The 25,721-nt window shown below is 60.9% G+C and carries 25 protein-coding genes; 15 read left to right on the top strand and 10 right to left on the bottom strand.

The annotated features are described in order from the left end of the window. Positions 1–34: 34 nt before the first annotated feature. Complete coding sequence (locus NLK60_RS08970) at positions 35–1,309, top strand: carboxypeptidase-like regulatory domain-containing protein (RefSeq protein WP_254807463.1); 1,275 nt, start codon at positions 35–37, stop codon at positions 1,307–1,309. Positions 1,310–1,401: 92 nt separating this feature from the next. Continuing rightward, positions 1,402–2,019, top strand: coding sequence for a type IV pilin domain-containing protein (locus tag NLK60_RS08965; RefSeq protein WP_254807462.1), 618 nt, complete (start codon positions 1,402–1,404; stop codon positions 2,017–2,019). Positions 2,020–2,079: 60 nt separating this feature from the next. On the opposite strand, the gene NLK60_RS08960 is transcribed toward NLK60_RS08965, so the two are convergent. After that, a complete protein-coding gene (locus NLK60_RS08960) occupies positions 2,080–2,703 on the bottom strand; it encodes a methyltransferase domain-containing protein (RefSeq protein WP_254807461.1) in 624 nt (207 codons plus the stop codon). 159 nt (positions 2,704–2,862) lie between these two features. Here NLK60_RS08960 and ahaH point away from each other — a divergent pair, with 159 nt between their 5' ends. Genes ahaH through NLK60_RS08920 form a run of 8 tightly spaced genes read left to right on the top strand, consistent with a single transcriptional unit; the run spans position 2,863 to position 10,847 of the window. Beyond that, complete coding sequence (ahaH, locus tag NLK60_RS08955; RefSeq protein WP_254807460.1) at positions 2,863–3,195, top strand: ATP synthase archaeal subunit H; 333 nt, start codon at positions 2,863–2,865, stop codon at positions 3,193–3,195. Next, a complete protein-coding gene (locus tag NLK60_RS08950; RefSeq protein WP_254807459.1) occupies positions 3,182–5,416 on the top strand; it encodes a V-type ATP synthase subunit I in 2,235 nt (744 codons plus the stop codon). The genes ahaH and NLK60_RS08950 overlap by 14 nt, the downstream gene beginning before the upstream one ends. Positions 5,417–5,421: 5 nt before the next feature. Continuing rightward, positions 5,422–5,679: a hypothetical protein gene (locus NLK60_RS08945; RefSeq protein ID WP_425499041.1), complete on the top strand. Its 258-nt coding sequence runs from the start codon at positions 5,422–5,424 to the stop codon at positions 5,677–5,679. 19 nt (positions 5,680–5,698) lie between these two features. Then, on the top strand, positions 5,699–6,280 hold the full coding sequence (locus tag NLK60_RS08940; RefSeq protein ID WP_254807458.1) for a V-type ATP synthase subunit E: 582 nt from the start codon (positions 5,699–5,701) through the stop codon (positions 6,278–6,280). Then, positions 6,277–7,329, top strand: a complete 1,053-nt coding sequence (locus tag NLK60_RS08935) for a V-type ATP synthase subunit C (protein WP_254807457.1) — start codon at positions 6,277–6,279, stop codon at positions 7,327–7,329. Before NLK60_RS08940 ends, NLK60_RS08935 begins: the two co-directional genes overlap by 4 nt. Continuing rightward, entirely contained in the window at positions 7,326–7,658 is a 333-nt protein-coding gene (locus NLK60_RS08930) for a V-type ATP synthase subunit F (protein WP_254807456.1), read from the top strand. Before NLK60_RS08935 ends, NLK60_RS08930 begins: the two co-directional genes overlap by 4 nt. A 3-nt stretch (positions 7,659–7,661) precedes the next feature. Next, the gene (locus NLK60_RS08925) at positions 7,662–9,422 is read left to right on the top strand and encodes an ATP synthase subunit A (RefSeq protein WP_254807455.1); all 1,761 of its coding nucleotides are present in this window, start codon (positions 7,662–7,664) and stop codon (positions 9,420–9,422) included. Between the two features lie 6 nt (positions 9,423–9,428). Continuing rightward, the gene (locus tag NLK60_RS08920; protein WP_254807454.1) at positions 9,429–10,847 is read left to right on the top strand and encodes an ATP synthase subunit B; all 1,419 of its coding nucleotides are present in this window, start codon (positions 9,429–9,431) and stop codon (positions 10,845–10,847) included. Between the two features lie 25 nt (positions 10,848–10,872). Here the strand turns inward: NLK60_RS08920 and NLK60_RS08915 are convergent, their stop codons facing one another. Then, on the bottom strand, positions 10,873–11,277 hold the full coding sequence (locus NLK60_RS08915) for a hypothetical protein (protein WP_254807453.1): 405 nt from the start codon (positions 11,275–11,277) through the stop codon (positions 10,873–10,875). A 181-nt stretch (positions 11,278–11,458) separates the two neighbouring features. Beyond that, a complete protein-coding gene (gene pdxS, locus NLK60_RS08910) occupies positions 11,459–12,367 on the bottom strand; it encodes a pyridoxal 5'-phosphate synthase lyase subunit PdxS (protein ID WP_254807452.1) in 909 nt (302 codons plus the stop codon). A 123-nt stretch (positions 12,368–12,490) separates the two neighbouring features. Between pdxS and NLK60_RS08905 the strand changes: the two genes are divergently transcribed. Further along, complete coding sequence (locus NLK60_RS08905) at positions 12,491–13,189, top strand: DUF1405 domain-containing protein (protein WP_254807451.1); 699 nt, start codon at positions 12,491–12,493, stop codon at positions 13,187–13,189. A 4-nt stretch (positions 13,190–13,193) separates the two neighbouring features. On the opposite strand, the gene NLK60_RS08900 is transcribed toward NLK60_RS08905, so the two are convergent. Next, entirely contained in the window at positions 13,194–13,553 is a 360-nt protein-coding gene (locus NLK60_RS08900) for a DUF7344 domain-containing protein (RefSeq protein ID WP_254807450.1), read from the bottom strand. A gap of 224 nt (positions 13,554–13,777) precedes the next feature. Then, positions 13,778–16,441 carry a valine--tRNA ligase gene (locus tag NLK60_RS08895; protein ID WP_425499040.1) on the bottom strand — a complete coding sequence of 888 codons (2,664 nt, stop codon included), beginning with the start codon at positions 16,439–16,441 and terminating at the stop codon, positions 13,778–13,780. A gap of 73 nt (positions 16,442–16,514) precedes the next feature. Here NLK60_RS08895 and NLK60_RS08890 point away from each other — a divergent pair, with 73 nt between their 5' ends. Beyond that, positions 16,515–16,667 (top strand): hypothetical protein, encoded by a 153-nt coding sequence (locus tag NLK60_RS08890; protein WP_254807448.1) that lies wholly within the window; start codon positions 16,515–16,517, stop codon positions 16,665–16,667. 114 nt (positions 16,668–16,781) lie between these two features. On the opposite strand, the gene NLK60_RS08885 is transcribed toward NLK60_RS08890, so the two are convergent. Next, positions 16,782–17,420 (bottom strand): DUF8102 family protein, encoded by a 639-nt coding sequence (locus NLK60_RS08885; protein ID WP_254807447.1) that lies wholly within the window; start codon positions 17,418–17,420, stop codon positions 16,782–16,784. Between the two features lie 136 nt (positions 17,421–17,556). Here NLK60_RS08885 and NLK60_RS08880 point away from each other — a divergent pair, with 136 nt between their 5' ends. Together NLK60_RS08880 and NLK60_RS08875 are read left to right on the top strand one after the other, a co-directional pair. Further along, entirely contained in the window at positions 17,557–20,160 is a 2,604-nt protein-coding gene (locus NLK60_RS08880; RefSeq protein WP_254807446.1) for an efflux RND transporter permease subunit, read from the top strand. A gap of 100 nt (positions 20,161–20,260) precedes the next feature. Further along, a complete protein-coding gene (locus tag NLK60_RS08875) occupies positions 20,261–20,812 on the top strand; it encodes a hypothetical protein (protein WP_254807445.1) in 552 nt (183 codons plus the stop codon). A 188-nt stretch (positions 20,813–21,000) separates the two neighbouring features. On the opposite strand, the gene NLK60_RS08870 is transcribed toward NLK60_RS08875, so the two are convergent. Genes NLK60_RS08870 through NLK60_RS08855 form a run of 4 tightly spaced genes read right to left on the bottom strand, consistent with a single transcriptional unit; the run spans position 21,001 to position 24,485 of the window. Further along, positions 21,001–21,978, bottom strand: a complete 978-nt coding sequence (locus NLK60_RS08870; protein ID WP_254807444.1) for an HFX_2341 family transcriptional regulator — start codon at positions 21,976–21,978, stop codon at positions 21,001–21,003. A 57-nt stretch (positions 21,979–22,035) separates the two neighbouring features. Then, the gene (locus tag NLK60_RS08865) at positions 22,036–22,713 is read right to left on the bottom strand and encodes a hypothetical protein (protein ID WP_254807443.1); all 678 of its coding nucleotides are present in this window, start codon (positions 22,711–22,713) and stop codon (positions 22,036–22,038) included. A gap of 42 nt (positions 22,714–22,755) precedes the next feature. Next, positions 22,756–24,237: a sodium:solute symporter family protein gene (locus NLK60_RS08860; RefSeq protein WP_254807442.1), complete on the bottom strand. Its 1,482-nt coding sequence runs from the start codon at positions 24,235–24,237 to the stop codon at positions 22,756–22,758. Continuing rightward, entirely contained in the window at positions 24,234–24,485 is a 252-nt protein-coding gene (locus tag NLK60_RS08855; protein WP_254807441.1) for a DUF3311 domain-containing protein, read from the bottom strand. Before NLK60_RS08855 ends, NLK60_RS08860 begins: the two co-directional genes overlap by 4 nt. Before the next feature lie 174 nt (positions 24,486–24,659). Here NLK60_RS08855 and NLK60_RS08850 point away from each other — a divergent pair, with 174 nt between their 5' ends. Next, positions 24,660–25,625: an ArsR/SmtB family transcription factor gene (locus NLK60_RS08850; RefSeq protein WP_254807440.1), complete on the top strand. Its 966-nt coding sequence runs from the start codon at positions 24,660–24,662 to the stop codon at positions 25,623–25,625. The last annotated feature ends 96 nt before the right edge of the window (positions 25,626–25,721 follow it).

Raw genomic sequence — 25,721 nt, 5'->3', positions numbered from 1 at the left:
GGTTTTTGTACCAGGGGTTCGTTAGTCAGCCGTGATGAACAACGCGGCCCCCGCCCTCCTCGCGTTGGTGTTGGTGTGTGCGCTGCCGGCGATGACTGTCGTCGCAGCCGGTCCGACTACCGATACGGCCGTCTCCCAGACCGAAGGTTCCGTTTCGGCGCCACTCGAGACGAGTTCGACCGCCGATACGGTCGGGCAGACCCAGCTCCAACATCTCTCCGTAATGATCGAGATCGAAGACTCGACGAATCGACTCACGATCGGTGACGAAGGCCAGCGGTTGTATACGTCGCCGACGCCGGCGTTCGAGTCGACAATCTCGATCGCTGATGACGATCTCAGGACCGACCACCACCGGTTTGCCTTCGAGGAACAGTTTGCCGATAATCCCGACCAGCGGGCCGAATTGATCGAGGCGTATCACGCAATTGTCCGTGACCGAATTCAGGTCCTCAACGAGCGCGAACAGCGTGCTGTGACGGCCCATGCAGCAGGTGAGGCCTCGGACGAGGAATTACTGCGAGCGTTCTACCGAAACTACAACGAGGCCAACGAACTCGCGGCGTTCCTCACCGAACTCGAGATTGCCGCCGGTCAGGTGTCTGGCTACTCTCTGCGGGACGAAGCGAGAGAAACCCGCAACAAACTCGACGCCCATCGGAGCGAACTCCGCTCGGAACTCGATGGGACGCGTGAGCCCGCACGATCGGGACAGTTCACGGTCGAGACCAACGATGTTGGCTATCGTGTCTCGGCGATCGCCGGCGATCGGTATCTCCAGGAAGTCCAGCGATTTGATCTCCGAGAACCCGATAGTGAAGACCAGATCGGTTCACTTGGTGACTGGGACGACTACGTCGATACGCTCTATCCGTGGGCGCTTGCGAACGCTGACGGGGCGTCGATCAACCGGCTTGCCGATTACCAGCTCTATCGCGCCGATATCGCCCACCCGCAGGGTGATCTCGACGCGTTCGTCGATGGAGCCACCGAACAGGTCACCCGCGAGCATCAGGAGCTGTTCCTCTCGACACTCCCGCGTGAGCCGACTGAAACGTGGCAAGAGGGCGACCTCGAGGTCCGCTTGAACGCGACGCCCGGATTCGGACCAGCCGAACTCACGGTCGTCGACGTGGAGTCGGGTGAGCCCGTCGATGCCACAATTAGTGTCGACGGGTCCGAAATCGGTGCGACGGGCGAAGATGGGACCCACTGGATTGCCCCACCGACTGGCGACTACGAACTCACGGTCGACACCCCGTCGGAAACAGTAAGTGTGACCGTGGACGGTGTCGCCGAAGGCACCTGAACAAGTCCTGACGGTATCCGGGACCCACGTTCTCGCTCGAGCGATTCAGTATCGTTGGTGGGTTGAATTTTATATACTGTTGCGCAGCCAGAGTGTACTATGTCGCCGCTTTCTCACCGGTGGTCCCGGCTGCAGTTCAGCCGGTTCGCCCGCCCACGCCGACGCCCTGTCTCGCGATCACGTTCGAGGAGACGCTCGCCCGATTACGCTGCTCCTCGAGCGGGTCGATAATGCACCGTCGAGGGCCGCGTGGGGTAAGCCCACTGGTCGGAACCGTTCTCTTTCTCGGCATAACGGTCCTCCTCGCCGGAACGTTGGCCATCGGAGTTGCCCCGCATCTGGCGAGTCCATCGACGGCTACCCCTGGACAAGCGCTCGAACTCGAGGCCGACGCGGACCGGGACGAACTGGTCTTCGACCTCGTCGCCGGAAACGCGATCGACGTCCGCGAACTCGAGGTGCACGTGACCATAGACGACGAGCCACTCGAGTTCCAACCGCCGGTACCGTTCGTCGGCGCACACGGCTTTCGGGGGGCTCCTGACGGGCCGTTCAACGGTGCGACTGATCCACAGTGGCGACCGGGGGAACGCGCCGCAGTTCGTCTGGCCGGGACGAACGCCCCGGCGCTCGAAGAGGGTTCGGTCGTTCGAGCACACCTCACGGTCGATGGGCAGACGATTGCTCGGCTCGTGACGGTGGCATGTTAGCACTCCCTCGCTCGAGAGCGGATAACTGCGGGCGTTCGGAAAAGTAACGTTCGAAATGAATCACTCGGGCGCGCGAGCAATCGTCGTAATCGCGACTTCGGGCTCGTAGCTCGGGCCCTGGAAAAGGTGTTTGACCGCCTCGAAGCCGGCGTCTTTGAACATTCGGTCGGCTTCGTGCTCATCGTAAAAGAGCATCATGGCGTCGGCAAGCACCTGGGCTATCGGGTTCTCCGGATAGTTCGGGCCGACGACCAGTACCTGTCCGCCCGGTTTCAGGACGCGGTTGAACTCCCGTAGCGCGAGGACGGGTTCGGGCCAGTACTCGATGGAGCCGGACGACCAGACGATGTCGAACGTGTTCGTCTGAAACGGGAGCCGCTCGGCGTCGCCCCGGTGGAACTGGACTGGGCCACCTGCTTTCCCGAATTTCGTGTACGCCTTCTCGAGTTGGTGTTCGCTCTGGTCGAGTGCGTAGACCGTGTCGACGTGCTCGAGTAGGCCTTCGGTGGCAAAGCCGGTCCCACAGCCGACGTCGAGCACCATCTCGGCGTCTTCGAAGTCGAGCAGTGAGAGCGCTTCTGTGCGCATCTCCTCGTTCCAGATGAAGGGATTGATCTGGTCGTACACCTGTGACAGGTACTTATAGAACAGCCGCGCCCGTGCCTTGTTCTCGAGAATACCCATTGCCCGATGCTTACCAGTCTGACGTGATAGGTCTGTCCATCAGCGACGGTGTCGCCGGTGGCTATGGTCGGTGTCAACACCCGTATAGACGGGACGATGTGCTGAGACACTATCGCAACTACCTTATAGCCGCTAGAGCAAATCTCGCTTGCTTAGAGTATGCCGAGGCCAGAGGTTCTCAAACAGATCACGTCGGCGGAAGAAGAGGCCGACAAAATCGTCGCATTGGCGGAAAACGATCGCGACGATCGCATAGCCGAGGCCCGGGAACGCGCTGAAGAGATTCGCACGGAGGCAGAAGAAGAGGCGCGAGCCCTCAAAGAGCGTCGTCTCGAAGACGCTCGAGAGGAGATCGACGCCGAGTGTGAACGCGTGCTCCGGGAAGGAAAACAGGACCGGGAGGCACTGGCAGAGAGTGCCCGAACACGGGTCGGCGAGGTGACAGCCCACGTCGTCGAACTGTTCCAGGAGGACGTCAATGCTCAGACCTGAGCAGATGAGCAAAGTCTCGCTGGCTGGCTCCAAATCCGTAATGGTGCCGGTCATCGAGACCGTCCACGAACTTAACCTGGTCCACCTGAGCGACTACGACGGAACCTGGGAGGGTTTCGACAACGGCAACCCCGTCGAGGGTGCCGACGAATCCTCCGAGAAACTCGTCACCGTTCGCTCCCTCGAGAGTATCCTCGATATCACCGAGGAAGACGCCGGACCGGGTCGGCTTCCCGACGACTGGGAGACGCGTCTCGAGGAGGTTCGCACGAAAGTGAACGCCCTCGACGACGAACGAAACGAGATCAGAGAGGAACGACGACAGGTCCAGGAGAAGATCGACCGCGTCGCTCCGTTTGCCGAACTCGGGATCGACCTGGACTTGCTGTCCGGGTACGACTCGGTCGACGTTCTGGTCGGCGAAGGGCCGACCTCGGACGTCGAGGCGGCCCTCGAGGCGTCCGAGGACATCCGTGCCTTCGAGACGTTCACTGGCGGCAACGTGATCGCCATCGTTGCGGCACCGAGTGCCGACGCCGACGACGACGCGGCGATCATCGACGACGCTCTCGTCGGTATCGAGTTCTCCCGACATCCCGTTCCCGAAACGGACGAAAACCCCGAGAAATACGTCGAAGACCTCGAGCACCGCAAACGGCAACTCGATGCCGATATCGAGGAAATCGACTCGGACCTCGAGCGGATCAAACTCGACGAGGCGGGCTTTTTGCTCCGTCTCGAAGAGGAACTCAGCATCGAAGTGCAAAAGGCCGACGCCCCGCTGCAGTTTGCGACGAGTAACCGGGCGTTCGTCGCCGAAGGCTGGGTGCCAACCAACCAGTACGAGGAACTCGTTGCGCGACTCAACGAGGTCGTCGGCGACAGCGTGGAGGTCGAAGAACTCGAGCGGGCGAGCTACGACCGTCACGGCGCACACCACCACACGGAGCAACTCCACGACGAGGATTCGGCCGAGGCGGCCGACGAATCAGACTCGGAGTCAAAGCCACCGAAACAGGCAGCGACTGACGGTGGCTACGTCACGATGGACGACGAACCGCCGGTCAGACAGAGCAACCCGTCGGCGGCGGGTCCCTTCGAGGAACTGGTGCAGGTTATCTCCCGACCGAAGTACAGCGAACTCGACCCGACGATCATCCTCTGGATGACGTTCCCGCTGTTCTTCGGATTCATGATCAGTGACGTCGGATACGGTGCCCTGTACGTCCTGATCGGCTACTATCTGTACAAAAACCTCGACGGAATGCTCGGTAGCCTCGGGATGGTCGCCGTCTGGTGTGGATCCTTCACGATACTCTTCGGGTTCTTCTTCGGAGAGTTCTTCGGATTCCACTTCCTGGGCGATATGCTACCGGGCGATATCGGTGGCTGGTACAAGGGGTTGGATCCGTATTCGACTGACTTCGCTCTGGCGTGGCTCGTGGTGAGCGTCCTCTTCGGCGTGGCACACCTCAACATCGGCTACGTCCTGGATTTCGTCGACAACCTCAGCCACGGCCTGTGGAACGCGATTACGCACAGCGTTTCCTGGATCCTGTTGCTCAACGGCATCTGGATCTGGGTGTTCACCCACCAGGCCAGTGCTGACAAGCCGGACTTCCTGTTCAGCGTGTTCGACGGCCAGCCGTTCAGCCTCGGGTTCAACGGCTTCGGCGAGGGGAGCATCTGGATGCTCGGTGCAACGATTCCAGTGCCCGGTGGCGGCGAGTTCCTTTTCACGCTGCCGCTGGCGATGATCCTGCTGGGAGCCATCCTGCTGGGCATCGGCGACGCACTCGAGCTGGTCGAGATTCTCATCCCGTTCGCCCACGTCCTCTCGTACACCCGGATGACCGCCGTCCTGCTCGCGAAAGGTGGGATGGCGTTCGTCGTCAACCTGCTCACGTTCGGTGCGTGGGAGACACAGGAGGGCCAGCGGATGTTCGACGCGTCGTGGGAGGAGTCGATCCCCTACGCATCGTCGGAGATGATGTTCGAGGGACTGTTCCACATGGGCGATGGCGCATCGGCGATCGTCTTCATCCTGCTCGGCATAATCGTGTTGATTTTCGGGCACATCCTGGTCTTGCTACTTGGTATCACAAGTGCCGGATTACAGGGTATCAGGCTCGAATACGTCGAGTTCTTTGGGAAGTTTTATGAAGGCGGTGGAAAGAACTACGAACCGTTCGGATACGATCGAAACCACAGTGAGGACTAAACACAATGTTCGAAATTACACCTGAGATCGCGATGGCAGTACTGGAAGGAGCAACGCTCGAGAACTTTACCGACGAAGGTGCAGCGGCACTCGCCGTTGGACTGGCAGCACTCGCAACCGGATACGCCCAGCGCGGTATCGGCAGCGCTGCCGTCGGTGCGATGGCCGAAGACGACTCGACGTTTGGTAAGGGCCTCATCCTGACGGTCCTTCCCGAGACGCTCGTCATTCTCGCACTGGTCGTCGTCTTCCTGGTCGGTTAAACGCCCCCTTCTCTTACCAATGAGTTTGGAAACAGTCGTTGAAGACATTCGGGAGGAGGCCCACGCGCGTGCAGAGGAAATACGCGCGGAGGGCGAATCTCGCGCCGAAGAAATCGAGGCGGCAGCCGAAGACGACGCTACCGAAATCGTCGAGTCGGCCGAAGCCGAAGTCGAGCGCGAGATTGCTCAGCTCCGAGAACAGCGACTCTCCAGTGCGAAACTGGAGGCGAAACAGGAGCGACTGGAGGCCCGACGTGACGTGCTCGAGGAGGTCCGTGCGGCCGTCGAGGACGAACTCGTCGACCTGCCAGCCGATACCCGAGAGGAACTGACCCGGACGTTGCTCGACGCTGCAGGCGAAGAGTTCGACGAAGGTGACGACGTTCGCGTCTACGGTCGTGCAGATGACGCCGAGTTGCTATCGTCGATCCTCGAGGACTACGACGGCTACGAGCACGCTGGCGAGTACGAGTGTCTCGGCGGCGTCGTCGTCGAGAGCGACCAATCTCGACTCCGCGTCAACAACACGTTTGACTCGGTGCTCGAGGATGTCTGGGAATCGAACCTCCGAGAAATCAGCAACAAACTCTTCGAGCAATGAGTATAGGTGCCTCAAATCCGGAGTACGTGAACGCTCGCGTTCGGGCCCGCCGAGCCGCGCTGTTCGCCGACGAGGACTACCGCAAGCTGATCCGGATGGGGCCGAGCGGGATCGCACGGTTCATGGAGGAGACGGAGTACGAGCGAGAGATCAACGCCCTCGGGGCACGATTTTCGGGTGTCGACCTGATCGAGTACGCCCTGAACCGGAACCTCGCAAAGCACTTCCATGACTTACTCGACTGGTCGGAAGGTCGGCTCTACGACCTCATCGCCCGGTACCTCCGAAAGTTCGACGTCTGGAACGTCAAAACGATTATCCGTGGCATCTACACCGAGACCTCGAGTGACGAGGTCCAGACCGACCTGATTCGGGCCGGTGAAATCGACGACTCCACGATCGATCGACTGCTCGAAGTCGACACGATCGAAGACGCCATCGAGACGCTCAACGCGACGATGTTTTACGAACCGCTGCTCGAGGCGTTCGAAACCTACGAGCAGACCGGTGCCCTCGTCCCCCTCGAGAACGCTCTCGACCGGGCGTTTTACGAGAACCTGCTCGCCGACCTCGGTCGGCCACAGGAAGGACCGGAGGCGCTGTACGTCGAGTTCCTCGAGGCCGAAATCGACTTCCGAAACGCTCGGAACGCCCTGCGACTCGCTCGAACGGGCGCTGACCTCGACCCGGCAGCGTACTACATCGGCGGCGGCGTGCTCTTCACCGAGAGTGAATTGAGTCGCCTCGTCACCGATTACGACGAACTCGTCAGCCACATCGCCGACAGTCGACGCTACGGCGACACGCTTTCGAGTGCGTTAACGCAACTCAGAGAGGCTGAGAGCCTTATCCAGTTCGAACACGCACTGGAAGCGGCACTACTCGAGTACGCCGATACGCTCTCGAGCAGCTACCCCGTCTCGGTGTCTGCGGTCCTCTCGTACATCCTCGCCAAAGAGCGCGAGGTCGAGAACATCCGTGCGATCGCTCGCGGCCGCGAGGTCGGTCTCTCGGAAAGCGAAATCGAAGACGAACTGGTGATTCTATGAGCCAGGAGATAGCCGTCGTCGGCAGTCCGGAGTTCACAACGGGCTTTCGACTCGCCGGCGTCAGAGAGTTTGCGAACGTTCCGGACGACGAGAAAGACGAGCGCCTCGATGAGGCTGTCACGGGCGTCCTCGAGGACGACGGCGTCGGTATCGTCGTCATGCACGAGGGCGACCTCGAGCACCTCTCACGAAACGTTCGTTCGAACGTCGAGACAAGCGTCGAACCGGTCGTCGTCACGATTGGCAGCGGTGCCAGTGGCGGTGGCGGCCTTCGCGAACAGATCAAACGCGCCATCGGTATCGACCTGATGGACGAAGACAGTGAATAACCTATGAGCCAAGCACAAACAGAATCCGTCGACGAAGACGGTGTAATCGAAAGCGTGAGCGGTCCTGTCGTGACCGCCGCGGACCTCGACGCCCGGATGAACGACGTCGTCTACGTCGGTGACGAAGGGCTGATGGGTGAGGTCATCGAAATCGAAGGAAACCTGACCACGATTCAGGTGTACGAGGAAACCTCGGGTGTCGGCCCCGGCGAACCCGTCGAGAACACGGGCGAACCGCTGAGCGTCGACCTCGGACCGGGCCTGCTCGACACCATCTACGACGGTGTCCAGCGCCCGCTCGACGAACTCGAGGCGAAAATGAACTCGGCGTTCCTCGACCGCGGAGTCGACGCGCCGGGAATCGACCTCGAGCGCACGTGGGAGTTTACGCCCACTGTCGAGGAAGGTGACGCCGTCGAAGCCGGCGACGTCATCGGTGAAGTCCCCGAAACCGAGAGCATCACCCACAAGGTGATGGTCCCGCCGGACAGTGACGGTGGCGAGATCGAATCGATCGAAGCGGGCACGTACACGGTCGACGAGACGGTGGCGACGCTCGACTCGGGCGAAGAAATCTCGATGCATCAGGAGTGGCCAGTCCGCTCTGCCCGACCGGCAGCCGAGAAGCAGACGCCGACGGTCCCGCTCGTGTCGGGACAACGCGTTCAGGACGGTCTGTTCCCCATCGCGAAAGGTGGGACGGCCGCAATTCCCGGACCGTTCGGTTCGGGGAAAACGGTTACCCAGCACCAGCTCGCCAAGTGGTCTGACGCCGACATCGTCGTCTACGTCGGCTGTGGTGAGCGTGGCAACGAGATGACGGAAGTGATCGAGGACTTCCCGGAACTCGAGGACCCCAAGACGGGGAAACCGCTGATGTCCCGGACGTGCCTCATCGCGAACACCTCGAACATGCCCGTCGCCGCGCGTGAATCCTGTATCTATACGGGAATCACTATCGCGGAGTACTTCCGTGACATGGGCTACGACGTCGCGTTGATGGCCGACTCCACCTCGCGGTGGGCAGAGGCCATGCGTGAGATTTCGAGCCGACTCGAGGAGATGCCTGGTGAAGAGGGGTACCCGGCGTACCTCTCTGCTTCGCTGTCCGAGTTCTACGAGCGAGCAGGGCTGTTCCAGAACATCAACGGCACCGAAGGGTCGGTGTCGGTTATCGGCGCAGTGTCTCCACCAGGTGGGGACTTCTCCGAGCCGGTCACCCAGAACACGCTTCGTATCGTCAAGACGTTCTGGGCGCTCGACGCGGACCTGGCCGAACGCCGGCACTTCCCGTCGATCAACTGGAACGAGTCCTACTCGCTGTATCGACAGCAACTCGACCCGTGGTTCCGCGACAACGTTGCCGAAGACTACCCCGAGGTCCGACAGTGGGGTGTCGACGTGCTCGACGAGGAGGACGAACTCCAGGAGATCGTCCAGTTGGTCGGCAAAGACGCACTGCCAGAAGACCAGCAGTTGACCCTCGAGGTTGCCCGCTACCTGCGTGAAGCGTGGCTCCAGCAGAACGCGTTCCACGACGTGGACACGTTCTGCCCGCCGGAGAAGACCTACCGGATGCTCCAGGCCATCAAGACGTTCAACGACGAGGCGTTCAACGCCCTCGACGCTGGCGTCCCGGTCGACGAGATTCAGGATATCGATGCCGCACCCCGGCTCAACCGGATGGGCACGGCCGAGGAGTGGGACGAGTTCATCGACGAAGTCGAGGCGGACCTCGAGTCCCAGATCAGGGAGCTCTACTAGCCAACCATGAAAGAATATCAAACCATTACGGAAATCAGCGGTCCGCTGGTGTTCGCCGAGGTCGACGAGCCCGTTGGCTACGACGAAATCGTCGAAATCGAGACCGAAGCCGGCGAGACCCTGCGCGGACAAGTGCTCGAATCGAGCGAAGGTCTCGTCTCGATCCAGGTGTTCGAGGGGACGGGCGGTATCGACCGCAACGCGTCCGTTCGTTTCCTGGGCGAGACGATGAAGATGCCCGTCACCGAGGATCTCCTCGGGCGGGTGATGGACGGGTCGGGGAACCCAATCGATGGCGGTCCCGAAATCGTCCCGGACGAGCGTCGAGACATCGTCGGTGCGGCGATCAACCCGTACTCGCGCGAGTACCCAGAGGAGTTCATCCAGACGGGTGTCTCCTCCATCGACGGGATGAACACGCTGGTTCGTGGTCAGAAGCTGCCAATCTTCTCCGGATCGGGTCTGCCACACAACGACCTGGCACTCCAGATCGCTCGGCAAGCGACCGTGCCGGAAGACGCCGGTGATGACGACGGCGACGACGAAGGGTCGGAGTTCGCCGTCATTTTCGGTGCGATGGGGATTACCCAGGAGGAGGCAAACGAGTTCATGGCCGACTTCGAGCGTACCGGCGCACTCGAGCGCTCGGTCGTCTTCATGAACCTGGCGGACGACCCGGCAGTCGAGCGGACGGTCACGCCGCGACTGGCGCTGACCACCGCAGAGTATCTGGCCTTCGACAAGGGCTATCACGTACTGGTCATCCTCACGGACATCACGAACTACTGTGAGGCGCTCCGTGAGATCGGTGCCGCCCGTGAGGAAGTTCCCGGACGTCGTGGTTACCCCGGATACATGTACACTGACCTGGCCCAGCTCTACGAACGGGCGGGTCGAATTCAGGGTCGTGAAGGGTCGGTCACGCAGATTCCGATCCTGACGATGCCTTCTGACGACATCACGCACCCGATCCCTGACCTGACGGGATACATTACCGAGGGGCAGATCATCGTCGACCGATCCCTGAACAGTCAGGGTATCGAGCCGCCGATCAACGTCCTTCCAAGCCTCTCGCGGCTGATGGACGACGGTATCGGTGAGGGACTGACGCGTGGCGACCACGCCGACGTCTCCGACCAGCTGTACGCCGCGTACGCGGAGGGTGAGGACCTGCGTGACCTCGTGAACATTGTCGGCCGCGAAGCGCTGACCGAGCGGGACAACAAGTTCCTCGACTTCGCCGACCGCTTCGAAAACGAGTTCGTCGAGCAGGGCTACGACACCAACCGATCTATCGAGGACACTCTCGACATCGGCTGGGACCTGCTCTCGATGCTGCCAAAAGAGGAACTCAACCGGATCGACGAGGACCTCATCGCGGAGTACTACCGTGAGGACGCTGCGGAAGCGGTGCAGGCTGACTAGTTACGGATTTTTCTTTCAGTTTCGATTACCCTTCACATAGCGGTCGGTCTGTCGACATTGTTGCTGCTATCTCCTCGGTTGCGATCCGGAACTCGAGTTGCAGGCAGGCCTGTTCATCTCCTTGCCCGAGGAACGATCCGGATGCCCGTTTATCGCCCGCGATGGCCTGATATCCCGACCATTCATGCGCTGCTGTCGGCTGGAGACTGACTTTGCGGCGAGTGTCGGCATCGAGGTCGAAATCGTGCCACTGGCCGAGACCGTCCGCCGCCTCTAACGCAAAGTGAAATGTCAGCGATTTATCCGTCCGGTTTGACAACCCCAGATGTAGATTTTCGAGTGATTCGGTATCTCGTAAATCGCTACACCCACCGATGCCACACAGTAGCCCGATGCTGCCAGTCGCAAATTGTCGTCTGGTAAATGACATGGTAATAATCACACTCGGACTGACAAAACTTTCCGATTTGGTGTGTAAAAAATATCCCCTAATTTTCAAACCGCGCTCGAGAGTGACAGAATCCCAAAGAGCCGCTTCAGACGATTTACTGCGGTCTCTTCCTGGTGATTGCCCATACCTGGTCGGCAATCTCCGGTTACAGTAAACCGTTTTAGACGCCCCGGCCCTGCATCTTCTCTTCTTCGGGAAGGTCGACGTTGGCGTCGCCTTTCATGGACTTGCCGAGGTTCTTCGAAATCTCGAACAGCGCCTCGGGGTCGTCCCAGTGGTTGACTGCTTCGACGATCGCTTCGGCCATCTCGGGTGGATTCTCGGCGCCGAAGATCCCACTGCCGACGAAGATGCCGTCACAGTCGTGGGTCATCATGAGTGCGGCGTCGGCGGGCGTCGCGATACCGCCAGCGGCGAAGTTGACGACGGGCAGTCGGCCCATGTCGGCGGCCTCGTGGACCAGGTCGGCGTTAGCTTCGATTTCGCGGGCGTAGGCCTCGCGCTCCTCGTGGGTCATCCCCTCGAGCTTGCGGATTTCGCCCTTGATCGTGCGCTGGTGGTAGACGGCCTGGTTGACGTCGCCGGTGCCGGCTTCGCCTTTGGTGCGGATCATGGCTGCACCCTCGTCGATCCGTCGCAGGGCTTCCCCAAGGTTGCGCGCACCACAGACGAACGGGGCGGTAAAGTCGCGTTTATCGATGTGGTAGTCGTTGTCGGCGGGCGTGAGGACCTCGCTCTCGTCGATCATGTCGACGCCGACGGCTTCGAGAATCTGGGCTTCGGTCCGGTGCCCGATACGCGCTTTGCCCATGACGGGAATCGAGACCGAGTTGACGATTTCCTCGACGTCTGCGGGATCGGCCATGCGGGCGACGCCGCCGCGTTTTCGGATGTCGGCGGGGACGGCTTCGAGGGCCATGACGGCGACGGCGCCGGCGTCTTCGGCGATTTTGGCCTGTTCGGGATCGACGACGTCCATGATGACGCCGCCTTTTTGCATCCGGGCGAAGCCTCGCTTGACGAGATCGGTACCGCGTCGAAGTTCCTCGAGATCGGTTGACTCGGGCATTACCGGGCGTTAGGAACGGGGGCACTTACGCGTGTCTGTTGGGGACAGCACGGCTGGAACCGGTTGCGAAACGCTGGAGTTGGACCGCTATCGTTTTCACGGCTCCGTCCATCATCGGGAACGATGACTGCGAGTGCGCCACTCCCGGAGCGACCACAGCTGCCGAAGTATCTCGCTCCGCTGCCCGCTCGTCTCGAAAATTTTGGGCTTCGCTACGCGTGGGTCATCGTGGCGATCAACCTTGCTGGAACCGGCTTTGGGTTCTGGTATTATCAGGGCCAGTTGGCAGGAACACCGATGGTAATGTGGCCGTTCGTGCCGGACAGTCCGCTGGCGACGCTCGCCATCGCACTGGCGATCGCCGCCTGGAAACTCGGCCACGAACTGCCCTGGCTCACGGCGATTGCGTTCTTCGGAAACATCATACTTGGACTGTGGACGCCGTACACCCTGCTCGCGTTTTACGATGCCTACAGCTATCACCATCCGCTCATGTTTCAGTTCCTGTTCTGGAGTCACCTTGCAATGGTCGTTCAGGCGTTCGTGCTCTACCGAATTACGTCGTTTCCGGTGTGGGCCATCGCCGTCGCAACCGGCTATTACGCGATCAATCTCGTCGTCGATTACTTTATTCCCATCATCGGCGAACCCCACCACACGCCGATTCCGCTCGAGCGAGACGAGTCGGTGTTTCTCGGGGCGGATGCGCTCGGTGTTATCGCGGCTGGCGAAGTGACTTTTACCTTACTCGCGCTGTTTCTTGCGATGGCGACGCGCGCAAAACTGTGTGAGCTATCCGATTACGACGCTTCCCGCCATTGAATTCTCAATCGGCCGTTTGACGGTCGTGAGGCGCCGATAACTCGAGGTATGGCTCGAGCGAACGGACTTTTTCCGTCGGTTTGACCGTTCCCATCGCCGTATCGTACTGAACGATGCCGGCTTCCTCGAGTACTGGGAGATGAACGTGCACGAGGCTACATTCGATTTCGCTTCCTGACGCCTTCTTATCCTCGAGTAGTTCGAGGTGGTCGACCAGGTCCGTTAGGGTATAGACTCCAACCGATTGCCTGAGGATTCGTAACAGCTGGCGTCTGCGCTCGTCGAGTAACAGCCGAAATACCGTGTTTGGCGGGGGTGACGGCTGTTTTGCACTGCCCTGGTTGGGGAAAGTATCTGTTTTCATGGGTGCGTACTCGACTTACACAACGGAAACCGAACCTCGTGCGCGAACCGACTTCAGTTGAGTACACCGTGTGAGTTGGGCCACGGTACATTAAGCTTTATTCGGGATTCAGTAATCAGTTTTTTCTTGCTGTATGTCTACAGTAATTGCACGTATTTCTGACAAACTGTCCACGTGAGTCGCTCAGTCACTGGGTTTTCGAAACCGCTGGATGTTCGTAGCCGTTACTCCGTAGTGTCGTCGTCGATAATGACCACGGCAGCATCCGTCTCGATCATTACGCCGTCGCCGGAGTACGTTCGCTCGAGTTCGACCTCGAACAGGTCGCTCTCGAGTTCCTCGCCGGCCACGCGGAGGACGTCGGCATCGTCGTCGATTTCGTACTCGCCGCTTTCGATACCGGTGTCGATATCGCCGACTTTGGCGCCGTATTTCGGACCGACCGTGGCGTAGTCGAGGTCTATCGAGGCCACCTGGGTCGTAATCTCTGGTGGTTCCTCGAGCACCTCGAGCGTCTCGACGTGGGTCACGTCCTGAATGGCTGTTTCGAAGCCTTCGAGGGTACCGTGGACGGAAACGGCATCGATGGAGGCGTTCAGTGGTAACTGGCGGTCGGATTTGTACCGACGGAGCGCAGAAATAACCTCCATCGCCGTCTCACCAGCCTCGAGGTCGGCTTCGTAGCCCGCTGGCTCGGGCCACGCTTCGGTGTGGAGACTGTCGAAGGTCTCCGTACCGTCCTCGTCTGCGTACACCGTCTGCCATATCTCCTCGGTCGCGTGCGGAATAATCGGTGCCCACAACAACAAGAACGCGCGATGGGCCGTCCGCAGCGCGTACTGTGTCGACGGCCGGTCCTCACGCGTTTTCGCTATCTCGAGATAATCGTCACAGAACGTGTTCCAGAAGAACGTCCTGAGGTGGTTGCGGGCTTTGGCGAACTCGTAGGCCTCGAAGTGCTCGGTCAGCGTCTCGATGGTGTCGTCGAGTTCGGCGAGCAGCCAGCGATCGATCGGCTCGATTTCGTCGGGTTCTGGTGGGTTACGCGGTGCGAGCGTGTCGATGAGCTTCGAGGCGTTCCAGAGCTTTCGCAACAGTTTCTCGCCGGCGACGATGTCCTGTTCCTGGAACGGGAAGTCGTCGCCGACGGCGGCGCTGGCGGCCCAGAACCGGACGGCGTCGACGGGATACTCCGCGAGGACTTCGGCGGGTTGGACGACGTTGCCCCGTGATTTGGACATCTTCTCGCGGTTCTCGTCGAGGACGTGGCCGTTGATCAGCGTGGCGTCGAAGGGCACCTCGCCGGTGTGTTCGTAGCACTTGACGATGGTGTGGAACAGCCAGAACGAGATGATGTCGTGGCCCTGTGGTCGCAGGTCGAAGGGGTAGAGTTCGGGGTTGGACATCTCGAAGGACTCGGTTTCCTCGTTCCAGTCCCAGCCAGCGTTGATGAGCGGCGTGAGCGACGAGGTTGCCCAGGTGTCGAAGACGTCCTCTTCGGGTTCGAAGGTGTCGTTCCCACACTCGGGACAGGTGTCGACCGGCGGCTCGTCGGAGAGGGGGTCGACCGGCAGGTCTGCTTTCTCGGCCAGAATCTCGTGATCACAGTCGGTACAGTACCAGACCGGGAACGGAATCCCCGAATCTCGCTGGCGGGAGATCAGCCAGTCCCACTCGAGACCTTCGATCCAGTGACGGTACCTGGTAAACATCTTTTCGGGGTACCAGTCCATGGCTTCGCCAGCCTCGAGGTACTCGTCTTTGTGATCGAGGACGTTGATGTACCACTGCTTGGAGACGCGGTACTCGACGGGCGTATCACACCGCTCGTGAACCCCGACGTCGTGGACGATTTCGCGCCGGTCGCGCAGATAGCCGGCTTCCTCGAGATCCTCGACGATGGCGTCGCGGGCCTCCTCGGTGTGCATTCCCTCGTAATCGCCGGCGAGGTCGGTCATCGTCGCGGTTTCGTCGATAGCGACACGCAGGGGTAGGTCGTGGGCCTGGTACCACTCGATGTCGTTCTGGTCGCCGAAGGTACAGCACATGACGACCCCGCTGCCTTTCTCCATGTCGACGCGGTCGTCTTCGATGATAGGGACCTCGTGACCGAACAGCGGGATCCGTGCGGTCTCGCCGACGAGGTCCTGATTGTCTTCGTCGTCGGGGTGCACGAACACGGAGACGCAGGCCGGAATCAGTTCCGGACGCGTGGTAGAGATGACGAACTCCTCTCGAGGCGGATTTGCTCCGACCAATTCGAACGCGATATCGTTGAAATGTGAGTGGCGCTCGTCGTCCTCGGTTTCGACTTGCGAAATTGCGGTTTCACACTCCGGGCACCAGATTGCTGGTGCTTTCTTGCGGTACTCTCGCCCCTGTTCGTAGAGGTCGATGAACGAGAGTTGGGAGATACGCTGGACGCGTGGTTCGATCGTCTTGTAGGTGTGATCCCAGTCGATAGAGGTCCCGAGGGACTGCATCTTGTCGGTGAACTCGGCTTCGTACGTTTCACAGACCTCTCGACAGAGCTGTTGGAACTCTCGACGTTCGTAATCCTGGTGGCGGATGTCGAGGTCTTTCTCCGTGAGTCGCTCGGAGGCGATGCCGTTGTCGTCGTAGCCAAAGGGAAAGAGGACATCGCCGTTAGCCATCCGCTGGAAACGGGCCGCGAAGTCCTGGAGGGTGTGGCCGTACAGGTGACCCATGTGCAAACTCCCCGAAACTGTCGGCGGCGGGGTGTCGATGGCGTAGGTCGTGTTTGGGTCCTGGCCGGGTTCGCCCTCGTACCGGTACGTTTTCGCCTCGACCCAGGCGTCCTGCCAGGCCGATTCGATTCGCTCGGGGTCGTAGCTCCCCTCGAGCGTGTCTTCGGCTGTCGATTCCATACTCATGCTTTCACCGCCCGAGGCGGGCGTCGATACGACGTGGGTCCAAATCGGTGGGTGGGTTCGTCCATTGGTGATACTGGTCGTTGTTCACTGCAATTCAGTCGGTGACAATACATCCGTCGAAACGGTGGTGAAGATGGGGCTACGGGGCCCCTACGAAAACGGTGTCTCGGGGACCGTCGTCGGCCGCATACTCGAGCGTGACGAACGCGTCCATACGTAGTGTGTGTCTGTCGACCGTTTTAGGTGTTTCGCGTTCGTCTCCCTCATTTCAGGATTCGCTGGTGGTGGTCAGGAGAAGTCGTTGGTGGTGGTCAGGAGAAGTCGCTGGTGGATATCAGGGATAAATAATCGCTCGCGTTTCGTTCTCGTGTTCGAGGTCGGCCTCGAGATAGCTTGCCAGCCGCTCGAGGAACGCATCGTCGACGCCGTCGTCTTCCTCGAGACGACGGTGGAGGACGATTTCGTCGTAGCGCGTTGGATCGTGACCGCCCTGCATGATCAGCGAAAATAGCTCTCGAGGAGTGATCGGTTTGTTCTCTGCGAGGCGACCGGCGACCCCCTCGAGGGTGTCTTCGATAGTGGTTTCGACGTCGAAAGTAACCCCGACGGAGACGTTGGTACCTGCTTGCTTTGCGGCCATCGCCTCCTCGGAGGCTCGCACGGCGGGGACGAGGAGATCCTCGAACGGAAAGCCCTGCTCTTTCGTTCCGATGTAGGCGAACGCGATCATCGCTTTGAGTGCGTCCAGAAACGCGTCGTCGGTGTGGACGTCGTCGAACACCTGTGCCCGGTCTTTGTCCGAAAGCGTGTGTAACAACAGATCGAAATCCAACACGGTGTCGGTCACGCGTTGGCGAATTCGGGCCTCGGCATTGCGTCGTGACTGGTCGTGGCTCATTTCCCGCTCGCCGAGGAGGAACGCCCGGTCTGCAGGGGTCAACATTCCGCGTTCTCGGTCGGTATCTAGCCTCATAATCGGATTTTGATTATACATAACCTACTTCTAACCGAATCTATATGAACGCTCGGGTCCGAACCCCAGCAATGACCGAGAGGGCGGGGAGTGGACGGATTCTGCGTACTGACGGACAAATACGGGTGAGCGGTCCGTGAAATCGGCGCTCGCCGACCGGTATGCCGATGGACTCGTTGCACGAAGCAAACTGGTCGTGCTCGTACTGTTGGTCCTGACTGCAGTCGTCGCGGCGGGCGCCGTCGTCAACGAGACCGAAGACGCTGGTATCGGCGAGTTCGAGACGGACTCCGAGGAAACGGCTGCGCTCGAGTACATCGACGAACGCTACGAGACTGACGACCGTGTCGTCGCCCAGATCGTCGTCCGTGAGGAGGGTGGTGACGTGCTCACACGCGAGTCGTTACTCGAGGGACTACGATTGCAACAGGACGTGCGGGCCGATCCCGCCCTGAACGCAACACTCGACGACGATGGCTTCGTCGGTCTCGAGAACGTCGTGGCGACGGCGGCCGTCTTCGAGGATAGGGCCGCCGAGGCGAACGGACCGCCCGACAGGAGTCAGCCGACCCTCGAGGAACAGATCGCTGCACTCGAGTCCCGATCGGACGAGGCCGTCGAAGCGCTGCTTGCGGACGTGCTCGACCCGGACGCCGAAACGCGGGGTCAGAACCCGACCGACTTCCTGCCACAGTCGTACGAACTGGGGGCCACGACGGCCGAGTCGCGAATCGTTTTCCTTTTCCAGATCGACGATAGCGAGGATGGCGAGGATCCACAGGCGGCCTACGACGCCCACGTGGAAATCGAGTCGCTGTTCGAACAGCGCTTCGACGACGGCTTCGTCTTCGGACAGGGGATAACCGACGCGGCCTCAGCGAGCGCCGTCGGTGACAGTTTCGCCATCATTACCCCAGTCGCGCTCGTGTTGGTGCTGTTCGTTCTGGGTGTCACCTACCGCGACGTCGTCGACGTGCTGATCGGACTGGTCGGTATCGCCGTCGTCATGGCCTGGCTCGCTGGCCTCATCGGCTGGCTAGGCATTCCGACAAGCCAACTCCTGATCGCTGTGCCGTTCCTCCTGATCGGCCTCTCTATCGACTACTCGTTACACGTCGTGATGCGGTATCGTGAGGCCCGGGCGGGCACCCTCGAGGAAGACGGCGACGGTGGATCTGACGACGCTGAGTTACACCTCGCCGACGGTGGCGTCAGGGGGATTCATCGCGGGATGGCACTCGGTCTCGGCGGTGTCGTCCTCGCACTCGCCGCGGCGACGTTTTCTACCGGGGTTGGTTTCCTTTCGAACGTAGTCAGCCCGCTGCCGGCGATTCAGGACTTCGCCATCCTGAGCGCCGGTGGCATTCTCGCCACGTTCATCGCGTTCGGGATCTTCGTCCCCGCGCTCAAAGTCGAGGTCGACTCGCTCCTCGAGAATCGCTTCGGTCGCAACCGGGCCAAACCACCTTTCGGCGTCACGCCGGGCCCCGTCAACCGCGCGCTCTCGAGTGGTGTCACGCTCGCTCGCAGGGTACCTGTCGCTGTCATCCTCATTGCGTTCTTACTCGCAGCAGGTGGTGCCTACGGCGCGACAGGTATCGATACCGAGTTCAACGAAGCAGATTTCCTCCCGCAGGACGCTCCCGAGTGGGCCAAATCGATACCCGGCCCGCTCTCGCCTGGCACCTATACCATCGCTGACGACGCTGAGTACCTTGCGACGAACTTCCAGGGCCAGGGTGAGGGCTCACAGTCACAGGTGCTGTTGTATGGTGATCCGACCGACCCCGATCTCCTTCGAGCAATCGAAGACGCCCGCGGAACCGTCGACGGGGAGGGGACGATTTCGCTCCGCTCGGACGGGACGGCCGCCGTCGATGGCCCCCTCGAGACGCTCCGACGCGTCGCTGCGGAGGACGAAACCGTGGCGACGGCGCTCGAGGAACGGGATACTACCGGTGACGACATTCCCGATACGGACCTGGCGGGCTTGTACGACGTGCTGTATGATGCCGACCCGGTTGCTGCTGCGAGCGTCCTCGAGCGATCCGACGACGGTAGCTACGAATCCGCTCGTCTCGTCGTCTCGGTTCGTGGCGACGCCGCCGCCCAGACGGTCGCCGACGACACGCGGTCGTTCGCGAGTGAAATCGAAACCCGTTCGTCGGTTACTGCCGTCGCGACTGGCGGCCCAGTTACCACGGCGGTCATTCAGGATGCCCTTCTCGAGACGCTCGTGCAGGCGTTTGCGGTCACGCTCGTCGTCATTCTGGTGTTTCTGACGGCGCTGTACTGGGTCCGCCATCGGACGTTCACACTCGGTATCGTCACGTTGGCACCCGTGGTCGCCGCACTCGCGTGGCTGCTTGGCACGATGGCACTGCTCGACCTTCCGTTTAACAGCGAGACGGCCGTCATTACGAGTCTCGCCATCGGCCTGGGAGTCGACTACAGTATTCACCTGAGCGAGCGCTTTGTCGACGAACGCGAACGACGTGGCTCGCTCGAGGAAGCGCTGACGGCGACAGTCACGGGGACCGGCGGGGCTTTACTCGGCAGCGCGGCGACGACGGCGGCCGGTTTCGGTGTGCTCGCGCTGGCACTCGCCCCACCGCTCCAGCGCTTTGGCCTGGTGACCGGTCTGGCGATCATCTTTGCGTTTATCGCCTGTCTCACCGTCTTGCCGTGTTTGCTGGTCGTCCGGGAACGCGTCCTCGAGCGGCTGTCGATGGGGCACTGACGACTTTGCGTTCGGAGTAGGCGAGACATACAGTAGTCACGGACGGTATCGGCGGCGCGTAACAAAGCCCACACTCGGGAAAGCCGGGATTACGAGTGCCATGTCCGAAGCACCCACGCCGTCGGCCACTCCCGTTGCGTTGGTTACCTTGATCGTCGTGACGGGGCTCACGCTTGGCGGCATGGCGGTGTTGCTCACGCCAGATGTCGGTCCGTCACTGTTCGGTCCGGGCGAGGACTCGAGCGTGGATGACGACCGGTCAGCGCTCTACCAGTGGGCCGCGTCGCAGTTCGTCGACGATGGGACGAATCCCCAGACGCCCCAGAACACGTCGGATACCGGGTCCTCTGACGAGGAAACAGAGACGAACGCGACCGAGATCGGGGCGTCGAACACGACGGATGGTGACGACGACTCGAGCGCCGACGGCGTGATGATGGATACGGAATCCCAGTCCGACTCGACGAACGACGAGGGAACGGTCTCCTCGAGTTCCGGTGACGAAGGGGCCGCGGAACCCGCTGTAAACGATGGCGACCGCGGTCCACCGGCACACGCCGCTAGCGGAAACGGCCCGCCGGAACACGCTGCCAGTGCGAACGGGGGACCACCACCTCATGCTACTGTGTCCGCCTCAGCCGACGAAGACTGATACGGTCGGTTGTACTATAGTAGCCAGTGAAAGTCATTGCACACCCTATCACAAGACTGCATCGCGGTAGGTGTGTCAATCGTTTCACTGGCTACTATAGTCGGTGATCGCTATTCCGAATGGGCGACGAGAAGAGCCTCCAACCGATCGTATGAGCGGACGGCCTCGAGGAATCCGCCTCCACTCACTCAAACGGGCGTCGAATCGGAGTGGGCACGAACCCACAGTTCCCCGATCCTCGAGAGTCGCGTTCGGTAGGACTTTCCGTGTTCTTCGCGCTCGATGTAGCCTTTGCCACCGGGACCCAGTCGGTCGACGTTGTAGATGACTTTCGAACGGAAACTGTCGGTGTACTCTTCGTTGAGTTCTCGAGCGAGGGCTTCGGCCAGTTCGGAGACGGACTCGAACTCGCCGTCTTCGCCCAGTTTGTACAGGATGAGTTCCTCGAAGGGCTTGACGTTCGAAAAGGAGGCAACGGGCAGTTCGACGATGTGTGCACCGTTGATCTCTTTCGCCCCGATCGTGGTTCCACGCTCGTCGAACTCCGCGAGGAGGTTCCGCGCGCTCTCGAGTCGTGTGCTGATTCGGTCGCCCTCGAGTTGTGCGACGAAGTGGTCACCGTCGGGTTGTGTGTCGGCGTTGTGACCCTCGATGGCTGCCGATTCGACGCCCTGTTCGACCGTCGACTCGAGGAGGTCCTCGAGCAGGGTTGCCTGCTCGCGAAGTTCTTCGGCGAGCTCGGTCTCGAGGTACTTCTCTGGGGCTGTGTAGTAGGTGTGGATGTGCTCGCGTTCGTCCTGTCGTTCGACCATCAGCGAGTGGGCCGCAGTCGCGAAGGCGAAACTCACGGTCCGGGGCATCGCGGCGATGTTGACCCAGACCTCGTTGCCTCGGTCGAGTTCGTCGTTGATCAGGTCGTAGGCCTGCTCGAAGGCCTCGTCGTAGTCGTAGACGTCCTCGAGGACGAACCGTTCGGTGGTCGCTCCGAGCAGGTTCTGGAAGTCGGTCTCGAGCTTCTGTGAGAGGTGACGGGAGTACTCGACGTTAGCCTCGCTCCCGACTGCGCCCTCGAGCAAGATGACGCGGTCGACGTCGTACTGATCGCGGACCAGGGGCGCGATCAGCCGGTCGTAGTCGAAGCCGACCGGGACGATGTGGGTTTGCATACCTATTCGTTGGGATGAGAGGCCCCTAACCGTGTTGGTCTACAGCAGCCAGTACGACTATCGCTGATCGTCTTCGGGCTCGAGCGCCGGTTCGGCCATCGCCCGTACGAACGCGGCGATGGTTTCCCGGTCGGCTTCCGGGTCGACCTGTAGCGTCGACTCGAGTCCAGGCGGTGCCTCGAGTGGGAAGGTCCCGCCAGCCATCGCGTAGCTGTTTGCGGTCGGCCAGATGGCCAGGTGAGTTTCTGTGGTGATGCCGTCGGCGAGCGAGGTTTCACCGCCGGTTCCGGGGGTATCCGAACTCGAGTCGGACGAACTCCCCGCACTCTCGCTCGTCTCGGTCACGAGCGGGTACCGGCTCTCGAAAACGTACCACTTCCCGGCGACCCCATCACCGCGGTCGAAGGAGACGACGTTTCGCTCACCGTCGATTTGCAGCCCCTCTGATTCGATCATCGAGACGAATCGCCCTTTCGCCTTCCCGGCCGCCATCGAGAATACCCCCTCCGGGGTAACCCCGAGTGCGCCCAGTGGGGGATGGATATCGAGGTCGATTCGGTACAGTGACCGCGGGGAAAGGTCGGTGTCGACGTCTGCTATCGCCGTCGCCGTCTCACGGTGTTCATAGAGTGTCGTCTCGGCGACGACCGAGAGTACCATGATCGAGCCGCGTTCGCGGTGTGTGCCGGCCTGTCGCCACTCGTCGGCGAATTCGGATGGCAGCGATGTCGACATTCTGTACCGGCCGTTCGCCGTCAACCACCTTCGACGTACCGATTAATCGCCCTCGAGGCCCTCGAAGTAAATCGCGCGCTGTTCGTCGGCTGCCGGTGCAGTCAGCAGGGAGACGCCTACCGTCAGGACGAGCCCGACCCCCATTCCCACCAGACCGGCCGACCAGCCGGCGTAGGCGCTCGGGACCGCCGTGAAGACGCTCGCGAGGTAAAACAGCTGACTGCCGACGATGCCGACGGTGATGCCTGTTCGAGTGGTATTTCGCCAGTAGAGGGCAACGATGACTGGTAGTGCCAGCTGGGCGAAACCACTGAACGCTGCATCACCAAGCTCGAACAGCGTTGCCGGATTGTACAGGCTCGCGACGAACGTCGAGAGCGCGAAGACGACGACGCCAACGCGGGCGATAACGTCTTCACGGCGGGGTGAAACAGCCGATTCGACGAACGGGCGATACAGGTCACGGGTGAAATACGACGACCCGGAAAGGAGCATCGAGTCGGAAGAAGACATCATCGCGGCCATCGCACCGGCGATGACGAGAGCGGCGAACCAGGTCGGTGTAAACTCGGCCAGAATCAGCGGGAGGACGTTTCCGCCAGCCTCGATTTCAGCGACACTGATACCTGTCTCGAGCCCCCGTGCCCACGCCCCGAGCATGAACGCCGGGACGAACAGCAACAGACAGAGGATCGGCCAGAGAGCGAACGAGCGTTTGAGTACTTCTTTCGAGCCAGCGGCGAAAAAGCGCTGATTGACCTGTGGAAACATCGCGACACCGAAGCCAATCGTGATCGCCGTCGAGAGCATGAATTGCGGCGAATAGTAGGCACTACCAAGTGCGAGATGTTCGCTCGCCGTCGCTTCGAGGCCGCTCGTCGCGACGCCCGGCCCGCCGACGACGGCGAGCACCCAGAGCAGGGCGACCCAGGTCGTGACGAGCATGAACGCACCCTGGAGCGTATCGGTCCAGGCGATGCCACGAAATCCGGCGAGGACGACGTACAGAATCATAAACAACGTAATTAACCCGGCTCCGGCGGCGTACGGGACGGCGCCCTCGGTAAGGGCCTCGAGTGCAGTGCCCGCACCGGCCTGCTGAAGCATGACGTACGGGAACAGCCAGAAGAGACTTGCGCCGGCGACGATACCGCGCAGTCGTTTCGAGGCGAAGCGGTCACCGAGCATTTCGCCGAGGGTGACGTACCGATGTCGTTGTCCGAGTAACCACTGTTTATAGCCGATAACGTACCAGAGGACGGCGAATATGAGTCCGTCCATCACGCCCATGACGAGAATCCATTCGGGCCCGTAGAGATACGCGAGGTTCGGCCCTGCGAAGAACGTAAACGCCGACAGGAGGGTTGCAAACGTCGTAAACAGCAAGACGATGGTGCCAACGGTTCGGCTGGCGAGATAGAAGTCCTCGGCCGTGCGGTCGGTCAGTCGGTACGCGACGAGGCCGATAACCAGCGCCAGCAGCAGGTACCCGACGATGATGGCGAGTTGTATCTCGAGTGTCATCGCTCACCTCCGGGAGGCACGTTGGTTCCGTTCCGTTTGGCCGTCTCTGGTTCGATACCGACGCCCCAGGCTCGTTGGGCGAACAGCCAGAACAGCCCTGATGCCAGCACTAACCAGCCGATATGCCACCAGATCCACAGCGGCAGTCCTGCGACGATGGTGTCGTTTCCCCAGAGAAACCACGGAATACCGAGGATACAGAGCGCCGTCGCGCCGAGTATCCACCCAATCCGTTCCAGCCAGTCCATACCGTCCTTCGATACTCTCTGTGGGTAACTGTTTCTATACGAATTGGGCTATTGAAGATTTTTCTCCATCATCTGTTTCTGGGCAGTCTACTGCCTGTATCTGCAAGGTAAAAACGCCATTTTACGTAGGGAAAGGGGTATATATGTCGCTGTGTGAACTAAAATAGAGACCGAATGGCGCGTCTGTTTCCGCTTCGCTCCGAGACGCCCGCGACGGAGGGTCAACCGCGCGTCGTCGACCTCGAGGACGAGGACGCCGACGCTGTGTTTAGCGCGCTCTCTTCGACGACGGCCCGGCAAATATACACCACGTTGAACAACGAACCGGGTACGCCGAGCGACGTCGCCGATGCCATCGACTCCTCGATTCAGAACGTGCGCTATCACCTCGAGAAACTCGAGGATGCGGGGCTCGTGGAGGTCGTCGACACCTGGTACTCCTCGCGAGGCAACGAGATGAGCGTCTATGCGACGGCTGACGGCCCACTAATCGTCACCAGCGACCAGTCGAAAGCGGCCCAGCTCAAGACGGCGCTCTCGCGGTTTATCGGCGGAGTGGCCGCCCTCGCCGGTGGAAGCTTGCTCGTCCAGTACGGGTTAAGCGAGTATTTCTCGCCAGCAGCAGACGACACGGCGGCCGCTCCTGCGGGCGCTGACGGTGGGGATATGGCGGTTGACAGCCAGGACGATGGCGACTCGAGCGTTGCAGGGGACGATGCTGCGGACGCAGACAGCGAGCCGCCGGAGGCTGAGGAGACGACGGACGATTCGACGGCTGGGGACGACGAAGGAGGTCTCGGCACTGCACAGACAGACGACGAGGAGGCTGCAGAGACCGAAGAAGACACTGGCGATGGCGGCCTCGAGGCACAGGACGAACCCGACGAGGTCGAAGATAGCGAGGAGGCTGATAGTGAACCCCCGGGTGACGACAGCGGGACGACGACCGACGACGCCACATCAGACGGCGATACTTACACCGTAGAACCGGCGGACGACGGCAACGTGACTGGGGAGGGCGCGGCCGAAGCCGCCGATGCTATCTTCGCGACGATTCCACCGGGCCTGCTCTTTTTCCTCGGTGGTCTCGTCGTATTGACTGCGGTAACGGTGTACTGGTACTGGTCAACGACGTACTGATTCGGAACGGTCGGGGAGAACCTCGAGTGAACGGCGAGTCACTCCCGATTAAGCTATGAGTTGTACCAACCAGCCAGCGAGCGACACCATCGTAGG

This window comes from Natronosalvus amylolyticus (genome assembly GCF_024298845.1).
Lineage (GTDB): Archaea > Halobacteriota > Halobacteria > Halobacteriales > Natrialbaceae > Natronosalvus > Natronosalvus amylolyticus.
This window is presented reverse-complemented; position numbering and strand designations above follow the sequence as displayed.